This window comes from Segatella maculosa DSM 19339 = JCM 15638 (genome assembly GCF_000382385.1).
Classification (GTDB): Bacteria; Bacteroidota; Bacteroidia; order Bacteroidales; family Bacteroidaceae; genus Prevotella; species Prevotella maculosa.
Window position 1 is genome coordinate 15708 of sequence record NZ_KB908334.1, and the last position, 12666, is coordinate 28373.

Below are 12666 nucleotides of genomic sequence, written 5' to 3' on the forward strand. Positions count from 1 at the left end.
TTATGAATGTCATGGGTAAAGGAGCATACATGGGGAATTATGGCCTCAACACCGGCAATATCAGCTTCGAAGCATGCGTGGCATCATGGAAGATACGCACTGTCGTCGGCACGAAATCGCCCAGCCTGCAGCGATAGATATTCACGAACTGCTGCGGATTACGGTCGGCCAAGGGGAACCACGAGCTTTGTATTTGCACCATGATGCGGTGACCTTTCGGGAATGTATGTGCCACATCAGCCAGCGAGAACCTGACACGTGCCATCTTATTTGGCACAAAAGGCTCGGGCTTTGTGAAGCTGTTGCGATAGCGTCCACGCATGATGTCGCCCCTGACGAGCATCTCATAGCCCGCTTGTTTGTTGTCTTCGTCGGGAAACACGTCAATCAGCTTGACAATATAGTCGGCATCGGTGGTCGATATGCTGGTACTTAGGTCTATTTCTATCGGTCCGCACAGGGTCAAAGCTTCTGTCAAGGACGGCGTGGAGAAGCAAATCACGTCGTTGCGACGCGACGCGAAACGCTGGTCTTCCACCATATAGGCGGCATCTCTGTTCCTATCAATCCGATTGGTATAAGGAACGGGGTGCGCAGGGTCCGACAGATACTGGGTGTACGACAGCTTTTCGCGTGGCTTTTCAAAGCGCAATGCACCGCCTTTGTGCAGATATATCGGCGTGAGAACAGTCTTCTCGGCAGGCAGTTTGGCAAAGGTGCGCCAACTGTTCTCACCGGTAAAGAACAGCGTTACGGGCGGAAAGTCTATCGTTCCCACATGGTCGAGGTAGTAATCGAAGAAGCGCTGCTGCATGGAGCGGAACCGTTCGCTCAGGTCTTCATGACCAAACGACATCTCTCCCAGCCTGTTTGCCCCCTTGGCATGCCAGCCTCCGTGCCTCCAAGGCCCAATCAACAAGTATAGCGGGGCCTTTTGGCGTGTGGCCAAAGCCTTATAGCTGCTCCATGTGCCGTAAAGGTTTTCGGCATCAAACAGTCCGCCGACCACCATCACGGGTATATCGATTGCCTTGTATGCTTGGATTGGACTCCTCTGCTGCCACCATTCATCGTAATCGGGGTGCTCGAGCATGGCATTCCAAAAGGGCAACGAGTCGCGTTGCAAGGCCGACAGCCCGCCAATGGTTGCCGTGCGGAGAAAAAACGAATACTCATCGGTGAAATAATAGGGTTTCAAGCCCTCCACTTTCAGTGAAGGTTTGGGGCGATAACGCCCGAATCCCCAAAGAAAACGAAAGGCATCCGTCAGCATCAGCGCCCCGTTATGGTGCACATCGTCGCCCATGAACCAGTCACCGATGGGTGCTTCGGGACACACGGCCTTGATGGCCGGATGCTTACAAAGGGCGGCCGTGAGCGCATAATAGCCCAAATAGGAATTGCCCGTGAGCCCTATCGAACCGTTATTCCATGTGTTTTTGACCAACCACTCGGCCGTATCGTAGGCGTCGGTGACATCGTTGGCACGCTCTCCGGGCTGCAACACCACCGGACGCACATTCTCGTATTCGCCCTCGCTCATGTATCTTCCGCGCACATCTTGCTGAACGATGATGTATTGCCGGGCCACATAATGTGCCAATTCCCCCTCGATTGCCCCGCTGAAAGACTCTCCATAGGGTCTGCAACCATAGGGTGTGCGAAACATGAGTATAGGGTGTCGCCGCGAGTTGTCCTTTGGTTCATACACGGCCGTGTAGAGTTTCGCGCCGTCGCGCATGGAAATCATCACCTCGCGCTTGGTATATGTCTCGGCAACCTGCCCTTTCACATGAAGCGTCATGCTTAGCATTGCGAAACATAACGCGGTGTATCTCAATGAAATCCGTTTCACTTTCATTATTTTATGCTTTCAATCGATGCAAAAATACAAAAAAACAAACATATAAAGAAATTCCCCAAGCGGGATTATAGCAGTCAATGCGAATTCATCTGCATGGACCATGCGTTTCAACCTTAGCCATTTTGCCTTGCAATATGGCTGGAATTGAGATATGAGCGACAGACATAGCGGGGTAGGGACGTACGGTTCGTGCGTCCGTTCCGGGTGAATGCCAAGTGAATGTGTACAGCTGTTTGAGCGGATGCACGAGCCGTGCGTTCCTACATTCGTTCAAATGGTTTTTGTGTTTTTCCTATTGATAATCAACAACTTGTACTTTGTATTCCAATCTCAGCCATATTACGTGCTAATCTCAGCCATTTTACCGTGCAATATGGCTGAGGTTGCATGGTGAAATGGCTGAGATAGGCCGGCGATGTGATGCGTCTTGCGGCACAGAACGGAAAAAGGAGGGGCTATATGACCCCTCCCTGCATGCAAAGGTTGCGGATTTCGCAATCTGTTGCACATTGACATGAAAAGTATTTACTGCTTTCCTTTGATTGCCGTCACGCTAATGGCACCCAACAGCAGGCAAGCGGCAGCCACAAACATCATGTTGGTCTGGTTCGAACCTACCAATGTGAGAATGCTACCACCGCAGATTGCCGCGATGATTTGGGGCATACAGATGGTTCCGTTGAACAATCCAAGGTAGGCACCCATGTGCCCATAGCCCTGAAGGGCATTGGTAACGAAGGTGAAAGGCATGGCCAACATGGCCGCCCAAGCGCAACCGATGAGCACGAAAGCAATGAACTGAACATACGGATGACTGATGAACGGCACCAAGGCGAAGCCGATTCCGCCGAGCACAAGGCTCAAACCATAACCCAATTTCCGGTTTTTGAACTGCGGAAGCACCATAGCCCAGATTACACTTCCGATGGCTTGGACGGCATAAAGAATGCCGACCCAGTTTCCGGCCACCTGATATGCCTTGGTGGATGTGGCTTCGGGCGACATCATGTCAACGCCCCAACAAGTGTCGGCAATGGCTCCGTTGGTGTAGGTCCACATATACATGAAGGCAGCCCAACAGAAGAACTGCACCAATCCCACGCGCCAGAAGGTGGTAGGTGCCTTTTTCAACAGGGTAATCCAGTTGCTTTTCTCCTCCAATTCGGGCTCTTCGGCCTCGTCAACGCTGTTGTATTGAGCGTATTCCTCGGGGTTCCACTCCTTCACTTTGACCGTGGTATAGAGCACACATAGTATCAATATGGCCGCTCCGATATAGAAAGACCAAATCACGGAGTCTGGAACAACGCCCGGAGCTGCCGTGATTGCCACGCCAATGGCAGTGAAGAAGTAGGGGAAAACGAAGCCCGCTACACTGCCGGCATTGCAAAGAAAGCTCTGAATACTGTAGGCCAAGGCCTTTTGTTTTTCGTTGACCATGTCGCCGACAAGCATCTTAAAGGGTTGCATGGCCATGTTGATGCTGGTGTCAAGGAACATCAGTGAGACCAGACCAAAGGTCATTGCGGCACTCAATCCCAGTCCGAATGAACCGGCATTTGGCAGCAGACACATCACGAGTACGGCGATAGCGGCTCCTATGAACAAATAAGGTATGCGGCGACCGAAGCGACACCACGTCTTGTCGCTCAGTGTTCCGACCACGGGTTGCACGAGAATACCCATCAACGGTGGCAGAATCCAGAAGTAACTCAGACTGTGTGGGTCGGCACCGAGCGTGGCAAAGATGCGCGAAATGTTTGCACTTTGCAGGGCGTAGGCTATCTGTACGCCGAAAAAACCGAAGCTGAGGTTCCACAATCCCCAGAACTTCATGTCGGGTTTTTGTTTACTTTGAACGTTGAACATTGGTGTTTGAACTTTGAAGATTGATGTTTGAACTTTTATTCGCTTTGAACTTTGAACATTGACCTTTATGACATGTTGTCTTTGTTTTTAGATTTGTATATTTCCTTTCCATATTTTTATTCCTTTCTTTTGTTCAAGTCATATCATAAGGTTCAATGTTCAAAGGTCAAACTTCAAAGATTAAAGGTCAAGATTCAAAGTCATCGCGTTGTTCCCCTCACGATCAGGCGAGTTCTTACCACGCGTTTTTCGACTTTGTCTGAAGGAATCGAGCCTTCAACCTGACCAATCAAGATGTTCGCGGCCTCCTCTCCAACGACGAAACCGCGCTGCTCTACGGTCGTAAGCATGGGGTCGCAGGCTATCGCCCTCTCCCCGTTTGTAAAGCCACAGATGCTGATATCCCGCGGAACATCGAAGCCCATGCGCTTCGCTGTGTAGAGGATTCCGATGGCTGTATCGTCATTCACGGCGAAGAAAGCATCTGGATGGTCGCCCTCGTTCAGCAATTCGGGCGTGATTTGTTCGGCATCTGCACGGTTGTCACAGTGTTTGATGAACCGCTCTTCGGGCTTTAATCCGTTGTTCACCAAGGCATCATGATAGCCGTTATAACGGTTTTTCGTAATCTCGAGCTTCATGGGAGTGCCGTAGAAAGCTATCTTTTTGCACCCCGTTCCAATGAGATGGTTCACCGCAGTGTAGGCACCCATGTAGTCATCTACAACCACTCTGCTGCAATTAATGCCTGTGCAAATGCGGTCATAGAACACAACTGGCACGCCACGATCCATGAGATTGCTGAAGTGTTCGTACTTGGTTGTGTTCTTGGCTTGCGAAACAATGATGCCACAAGCTTTGTTCTCAGAGAACGATTTGCATATTTCCACCTCGCGTTCATACCTTTCATTGCTCTGTGCCACCATGATTCTGTATCCCCGGGCAGATGCTTCTTCTTCGATACCGCTAAGGATTGAGGAGAAATAAAAATGCGTTAACTGAGGTATAATGACTCCGATAAGCTTCACAGGTTTCGTGCGACTGTTGCGCAAACTCTCTGCAATGACGTTGGGAAAGAAGTTATGTTCTTGTGCAAAAGCCTTGATTCTTGTGCGCTTTTCCATGCTGATGCGCGGACTGTCTTTGAGCGCACGAGACACCGTAGCTACAGAAACGCCAAGCTCCCGAGCTATGTCTTTCATTGTTATAGGCGCAGATTCTTTCATGGTTCACGTCAGTTATGCAGCAAAGATATGCAAAACTACTAAATTTTATTTTAGAAAACAACATTTAATTTGCAAAAGATTGCGCAAACGTTTGCATTTATTAAAGAGCAGATTTAACGTTAAAATATTACAACGTAAGGTGAAGTGAACTACTTTTGTAGCATCAACCTTGGTGCAATATAGCATGGCATGAACACGAAAACCTAAGCAAATACGACACAAAAGGGTTGACCTAAATGACGAAAACTGAACCAATATATTAACGTTAACTTAACAATCAAAGCAAATGATGAAGCAGGTAAAATTCAAATTGCCGCTAAGGGGCTGGGCCATCGCTGGTGGTTTGTTCCTTTCGGCAGCGGTCTTTGCACAGTCAGGAACTGTCAAAGGTCATGTCAAAGATGCTTCCGGAGAGCCTATCATCGGTGCCACGATCATGGCAAATGGTAAGCCTGTGGGCGTGACCGACCTCGATGGAAACTACACAATCAATGTTCCTAAAGGCACAGAAATCACAGTTACCTATGTAGGAATGGCTCCTAAGAAAGTGACTGCGGCTGAAAACCTTACGATAACTCTCGAAGATGACAACAAAACCTTGAACGAAGTGGTGGTCATCGGCTATGGTGTTGCGAAGAAATCAGACCTGACCGGCTCTGTGTCGGCATTGAAACCCGACAGCAAGAACAAGGGCCTCGTGGTGAACCCGCAGGACATGATCTCGGGAAAAGTGGCCGGTGTGAGCGTCACCAGCAATGACGGAACGCCCGGTGGAGCAGCAACGATGCGCATTCGTGGCGGCTCTTCGCTGAATGCTTCCAACGATCCGTTGATTGTTATCGACAATGTTCCTATTGATAATACGGGTGTGAAGGGTGTCTCGAATATCCTTTCAAGCATCAACCCGCAGGACATTGAGAGCTTCAATGTGCTGAAAGACGCATCGGCAACGGCCATCTATGGTTCGCGTGGCTCGAATGGTGTTATCATTATCACCACGAAAAGGGGGCGGAAAGGGCAGGCTCCGCAGGTTTCCTACAGCGGGAACTTCACCTTGAGCACCCATAAGAAGACCTTAGACGTGATGGAAGCCGATGAATACCGCACGTTTGTGCGCAATCTATTCGGCGAAAACAGCGACCCATATAAGGCGCTTGGCACGGCAAACACCGATTGGCAAAAGGAGATTTTGCGCACCGGTTTGGGCCATGACCACAATGTCACGGTGTCAGGTTCGGCCTTTGACGTGCCCTATCGCGTGTCGGTTGGCTACACCAAGCAGCAAGGTATCGTTAAGACATCAAGTTTTGAACGTGTCACAGGAGCCGTAAACCTGAACCCGTCTTTCCTGAATGACCACCTGACATTGAACCTTAATGGTAAGGGAATGTATGCCCATAGCGTGTTTGCCGACAAGGCTGCCATCTCCAACGCGGTCAGAATGGATCCGACGCAAGACCCTTATCGCTACACATCAGCCTATCATCGTGCGCTATTTGGCAACGATATGGCAAAGACATTGAATAACTTCGGTGGCTATTTCGAGTGGACAACGAGTGGAATCGACGACGATAAAGATGCTTGGCCATTCTCTTTCAACAGTACCGGCCAGCTGATGAACCCGCTTGCCGTGCTGAATACGCGCCGAGAAAGTGCTTATAGCCGCGAGTTTATCGGTAGCGCTGACATTGATTATAAGGTACATGGCTTCGAAGACTTGCACTTGCATGCCACCTTAGGAGCCGACGTTGCAAAGGGAACACAGCACAGAAACGCTTCTCCGGCATCGCCTCAATTCATCTATTACGGTAGTTATGGCTATGAAACTATCTTGAAGCGCAACCTCTCTTTGAGCATGTATGCCCAATATTTCCATGATTTTAACGATAAACTCAAGAACCATTTCGACATCATGGGCGGCTATGAGTGGCAGCATTTCTATAATACCAAAGACAACGATTACATCGGTTACTACTCATCGACCATCACAACGAACGATAAGAACGGTAAACCACTGCGCAATACTGCCCGTCCTCACACGCCTTATGAGTTTGCAACAGAGAACTATCTGGTGTCTTTCTTCGGCAGAGCCAACTGGAGTTTGATGGATCGTTACTACATAACGGCCACCGTTCGCGATGATGGTTCGTCGCGATTCAAAGACCATTGGTCCGTATTCCCGTCGTTTGCGTTTGCATGGAAGGTCAATCAAGAGAATTGGTTGAAGCCGGCAAGCTGGCTGTCCGACCTTAAATTGCGATTGGGTTGGGGTAAAACCGGTCAGCAAGATGTAAAGAGTGACTATGCTTGGATACCCACTTACTCGATCAATACGGGCACAGATAGCTTCTATCCGTTGGTGGGTGACGGTACTCTTTACCGTCCAAATAACTTCACACCCGACCTGAAATGGGAGACAACCACAACGTATAACGTCGGCATTGACTGGGGCATTATGGACCAAAGGCTAAGCGGTACGTTGGATTGGTACTACAGAAAGACGACCGATTTGCTGAACTATGCCCCCGTGATGGTGCTGTCTTCCTTCCGAAATCAGGCTTGGCAGAACATCGGCGACCTGTCGAATACGGGCTTCGAAGCCACGGTTAGCTGGAAAGCCATACAGACAAAGGACTGGTTTTGGACCTTGGATTACAACCTAACTTACAACAAGAACAAGATAACCAACCTGTCCGGAGTGAGCAGCGACGGCTCTCCTGTGCCCAATACCGACATAAAAATAGGTACGGACAAGAACCTTGAATACAATCAAGTGGGCCATCCGGCCAACTCATTCTATGTCTATCAGCAGGTGTATGACAAGAACGGGAACCCCATCGAGGGCGCAGTTGTCGACCGAAACCGTGACGGAAAAATCACCGATGCCGACAGATACTTCTACAAGAGCCCTGCGGCTCCGGTCATCATGGGCTTGTCTTCACGCCTTGAATACAAGAGATGGGACCTCGGCTTCGGTCTGCGTGCCAGCATCGGAAACTATGTTTACAACGGCGTTGCACAGAGTTTCAAGAATGTAAGCGCCAATGGTATCTGGTCACAAAGCCGATTGGTCAACACAACTTCGGCTGCTGTGGCACGCGGTTTCATCACCGACGACACCAAAAACACCGTTACCGACTACTGGGTGAAGAATGCAAGCTTCCTGAAATGCGATAATATCACCCTTGGATATAGCTTCAACCTCTTTAAGACAGGCAGCTACAAAGGCATCAACGGCCGTCTTTATGCTACGGCAAGCAATGTCTTCACCATAACCAAGTACGACGGACTGGATCCCGAAGTCTATAATGGCTATGATGATAACATGTATCCGCGTGCTTTCTCAATGATTTTCGGTGTCAACCTGAACTTCTAACCCTAAAAATAAAGTCATGAATAAATATCTTAAACATATCATTCCCTCGGCAATCCTGTTGCTTTCGTCAGGGATAACGGTCTCTTGTGTGGGCGATTTGGACGTTACTCCCATCGATCCCAACGTCAAACCGGAAGTGAGTGCAGCCGCACTTTTCAATAAATGTTATGCAAATCTCGGTGTTGCAGGCAATGGCGGAGCCAACGGAGACTGTGATATCGATGGCTTAGATGGCGGTACCACCGGGTTTATCCGGCAGATGTGGAACTCCAATGAGCTGACGACCGACGAGGCAATGTGCCACTGGAGCGATGCCGGTGTCGAGCAATTCGACTATAATACCTATGATGCCAGCCACCCGATGCTCAATGGTTACTTCGCACGTTTAACCACCGGAATCACCTATTGCAACGACTATCTGGCCAAAGAAAGCGATTATAATGCTGCCATGACAGCCGAAATACGCTTTGTCCGCGCCTTGGAATACTATCTGTTGATGGATGCTTTCGGGAATATTCCATTTGCCGAAACCCTCACAACGCCTACGATGAAGACGCGTGCAGAGGCTTACGACTGGATAGTTAAGGAACTCCTTGCTATCGAACCGGCCCTTTCGGCCGCACAACCCAAGAAGTCTTCCGACGCTAACTACGGGCGGGTTGACAAGGCTGCAGCGTGGATGCTGCTCGCACGGCTATACTTGAACGCTCAAGTTTACACCGGAACGCCGCAATGGGCCAAGGCTGCCGAGTATGCAAAGAAGGTGATGGACTCTCCTTATCGGCTCAACACGGTTGGCAAAAACGGCTGGAGTGCCTATCAAATGCTGTTCATGGGCGACAATGGAGAGACTGATGCAGCCTATGAAAGCATCTTCTCTGTCCTGCAAGACGGTCTGACCACCACCTCATGGGGCACGACAACCTTCCTGACGGCGTCTGCTTTCGATGACAATATGCACGCCAATCGCCACGACGCAAGTGCTGTTAACGGACTGAGCGGACAGAACTGGGGTGGCAATCGCTGCCGTACTGACTTGCTGAAACGCTTCTTTCCCAACAACGATGCACCCAATTTGGCCTGCACAGACATGCCAGCTGCGGCCCATGATGACCGTGCCATCTTCGACGGAAAAGACAGAACGCTCGACAACGGAAAGGGAGTTAACGGCAAATTCACTGATGGTTTCGCTACAGCCAAGTTCGTTAACTTCAAGACCGACGGCTCCGCTGGCCACGATTTGACCTTCTCCGATGCCGATTTCTTCTTCTTCAGAAAGGCCGAAGCCTATCTTATTTATGCTGAAGCAACAGCTCGCAGCAACGGAAACCGACTGACTCCTGACGGTATTGCAGCCGTGAATACCCTGCGTGCACGTGCCAATGCCGAGACAAAGACAAGCTACACGCTCTCCGATTTGTGCGACGAATGGAGCCGGGAGTTCTACTTCGAAGGTATCCGCAGGCCCACTTTGATTCGCTTCGGACGCTTCGGTGGCGATGTAAACTACAACTGGAGCTACAAAGGAGGCATCAAAGAGGGACGCAATTTCCCTGCAAGCAAGAACATATTTGCCATTCCTTCGGCCTATGTAAAGGGTGCTATCAAGCAGAACCCCGACTATTAAATGTCATGATTGAATAGGAATAAAACGACAGAACAATGAAAAATATCATAAAATCTTCAGTCTTGTTGTTGTTTAGCCTGCTGGCTTTGGCCGCATGCAGCGACGACCGTGACTCGAATCCCACGGTACAATCGCCGACAACATTCAGTTTGAACACGCCTGTCTACGCGTCTTCAACCATCGATTTGGCCTCGTCTTCGGCCATCAACTTCTCGTGGTCGCAGCCCGATTACGGTTTCCCTGCCGTGGCAAACTACCAGATCGAGTTCTCATTGAACAACTCTTGGAAGGTTTCCACCACGAAGGCACGGGCCGATAAGAGCGGAAAAACAATTGCAGACTACACGACCATCGAAGATGTTTACAACATTTGCAAGGCCCAAGTGAATGCCGCAAAGATTGCACGGGGGCTTGAAATGATTGCAAAATGGGAAGAGGGGAAGGTCCCTGCCACCCAAAAAGTCTATGCACGCTGCGTGGCTTCGTATGCCGGAGACACCATTTCGTCGAACGTTGTCACCCTCACCGTCGCTCCATATTACGTGGAAGTGAAAGACCATGCACCCGTTTTGTGGTACATGACGGGTAATTGTATCGCCAACGGAAAATGGGGTAATAGCGAAGATGCAGTCGGTGTGTCGATGATTCCACTGCTTCCTCTGGCCGGAGAAGAGTATGATGTGAACACAGGAACAGGCACTATAGGCTACACAGGCTACTTCCCTGCAAACGCAGAATTCAAGATTATCGAGAAACTTGGCAGCTGGGACAAAGGCATTTGCAGCGATGGCTCACCGTTAGGTACCAAATATCGCGATGGAGGAAGCGACCCCGGGAACATCAAGATTGACCAAGCTGGCTACTATTCCATCACGTTGAACACCAAAACTCACGCGTGCACGATTAAGAAACTCACTGCAACAACGATGCCTCTTTATGCAAAGATGGCTATGCCGGGCAGCTATCAGCCGGGCAGCGGCTGGGATCCGACGGCCAATTTTATGAAGAAATGCACCACGGCCGCAGGCGTTGAGAACCACGATTGGACGGCAACTGTCACGTTGGACACAGGCCATCAGTTGCAATTTGCAGCCAACGGGGCACTGACCGACACGTGGAGTGCGAGCGACTTCCCCTATGGAACGGGCGTGAAAGGCGGCACCGCACGCATCACGGTCGTCGAACCGGGCAAATATACCGTATTCTTCAACGATATCACCGGGCAATATTATTTCTTGAAATAAGTTTTATCAAACGTCGGGGGAGGGCAACCTTTGCCGCTTCCCCGGCCAAATAGCATCCGAATATGAAAAAAACATTTGTCTTGATGGGGCTGGCCGTGACTGCACTGACGGCTTGTTCCGACGATTATACCGACTGGGCTGCACCGCAGTCCAACCCGCAAGAGCCCGCAAGAACGGTCTCGTTTGCTGCCACTGCGGCTGCCGCTATCGACTATAACAGCGTAAAGAGCGACTCCGTTCAGCTGTTCAAGCCCTCCATAACGGCCTCTTCTGCACAGAAATCCCGCGGCTATCAGAGCCGCAACCAAGAGTTCAAGCCTTCCATAACGGCCTCTTCTGCCGTTGCTGTTCAGCGTTTGGCGGCCACTATTCACAATGCCGCAAAGACCAAACAGCGCGTGATTGAGGCCAATGCCGCGGGCAAAGTGAGTGCCAATGACCTGAAAACTGCCGTCATCGCCCTGTATGGTAAGAGCGATGTTGTGCGCGATGTGCCCGTCACGGTGGCCGATACCATCCGCGTAGTCGAGGGAGAAAGCTTCACGAAAACGGCCGACATCACCTGCAAAATCAATCTGGTGAAGAACGCATTCCCTGAATTCTTCTATGAAATCGGGGCCGAAAGCGGTTGGAACACGGCGCATGCACTGCGCGGTCCCGACTTCGATGGCAACTTTGAAGGCTATGCTTATCTCAACGGAGCATTCAAATTCCGTCCCAATGCAGCCAATAATAGCAACGACCTTGAGTATGTTTCGCCCGGCAAGATTGCCGACAATGCGTCGGGAACAAGCTGCCCCAACCCCGGAGCAGGGTTCTACAAAATGAACATTGTGCTGGAGAAAGGCGCGGAAAAAGGCACATATTCGCTCACGAAAATCAACACAGTGTCGCTCATCGGCGACTTCAGTAACGACGGATGGAGCACGGATATCGACCTTACTTACAATGTTTCGACCGGTGTTTGGGAGCGCGATAACGTGCAACTTGGCAAGAGTGGCGCGCTGAAACTGCGGGCCAACCACGATTGGAGCCTCTCTTGGGGCGGCAATGACAGCCCAGAAGCGTTTGATGACTTGACGTCCAATAACGGTAAAAACCTCAATGTTGCGGCCGGAACCTACAAAGTTCAGCTCACCCTTTCTTATGAAGGAGCCTGCAAAGTGGTTTTCACGAAGAAATAACCACGGCCTGATAAGCCGTTAAACCAAGCTTGAACGGTCCTCGGAACTACTTTCCGAGGACCGTTTTGCATAGATAAAAGTAGGGACGTACGACGCATGCGTCCGCTTCTGTTATGGTTTTCGTTAACAAATAAACGGATTTGACAAATTAATTGTTGCGTGGTATGTAGGGACGCACGGCTCGTGCGTCCGCTCCAATGGCCTGTTTTCCGGTTGATTGTCCTCCACTCGTCCCCTTGTTCACTCATCTTACGTGTCAACCGTGTTGAGCGGACG

7 protein-coding genes are annotated in these 12666 nt (G+C 50.2%); 4 read left to right on the forward strand and 3 right to left on the reverse strand.

Annotation, left to right across the window (positions count from 1 at the left end; translation table 11 throughout):
• Positions 1-37: 37 nt before the first annotated feature.
• From H164_RS0111160 to H164_RS0111170, 3 genes are all read right to left on the reverse strand, one after another.
• The gene (locus H164_RS0111160) at positions 38-1861 is read right to left on the reverse strand and encodes a CocE/NonD family hydrolase (RefSeq protein WP_025830202.1); all 1824 of its coding nucleotides are present in this window, start codon (positions 1859-1861) and stop codon (positions 38-40) included.
• Between the two features lie 528 nt (positions 1862-2389).
• Positions 2390-3733 carry an MFS transporter gene (locus tag H164_RS0111165; protein ID WP_019968695.1) on the reverse strand — a complete coding sequence of 448 codons (1344 nt, stop codon included), beginning with the start codon at positions 3731-3733 and terminating at the stop codon, positions 2390-2392.
• Between the two features lie 200 nt (positions 3734-3933).
• Positions 3934-4959 carry a LacI family DNA-binding transcriptional regulator gene (locus H164_RS0111170; protein WP_019968696.1) on the reverse strand — a complete coding sequence of 342 codons (1026 nt, stop codon included), beginning with the start codon at positions 4957-4959 and terminating at the stop codon, positions 3934-3936.
• Between the two features lie 286 nt (positions 4960-5245).
• Here H164_RS0111170 and H164_RS0111175 point away from each other — a divergent pair, with 286 nt between their 5' ends.
• The 4 genes from H164_RS0111175 (at position 5246) to H164_RS0111190 (ending at position 12390) form a co-directional block, all read left to right on the forward strand.
• Positions 5246-8335 (forward strand): SusC/RagA family TonB-linked outer membrane protein, encoded by a 3090-nt coding sequence (locus H164_RS0111175; protein WP_019968697.1) that lies wholly within the window; start codon positions 5246-5248, stop codon positions 8333-8335.
• 16 nt (positions 8336-8351) lie between these two features.
• Positions 8352-9962 (forward strand): RagB/SusD family nutrient uptake outer membrane protein, encoded by a 1611-nt coding sequence (locus H164_RS0111180; RefSeq protein WP_025830203.1) that lies wholly within the window; start codon positions 8352-8354, stop codon positions 9960-9962.
• Positions 9963-9997: 35 nt separating this feature from the next.
• The gene (locus H164_RS0111185; RefSeq protein WP_019968699.1) at positions 9998-11206 is read left to right on the forward strand and encodes a SusF/SusE family outer membrane protein; all 1209 of its coding nucleotides are present in this window, start codon (positions 9998-10000) and stop codon (positions 11204-11206) included.
• 62 nt (positions 11207-11268) lie between these two features.
• Entirely contained in the window at positions 11269-12390 is a 1122-nt protein-coding gene (locus H164_RS0111190) for a DUF5115 domain-containing protein (protein ID WP_019968700.1), read from the forward strand.
• Positions 12391-12666 lie beyond the last annotated feature (276 nt).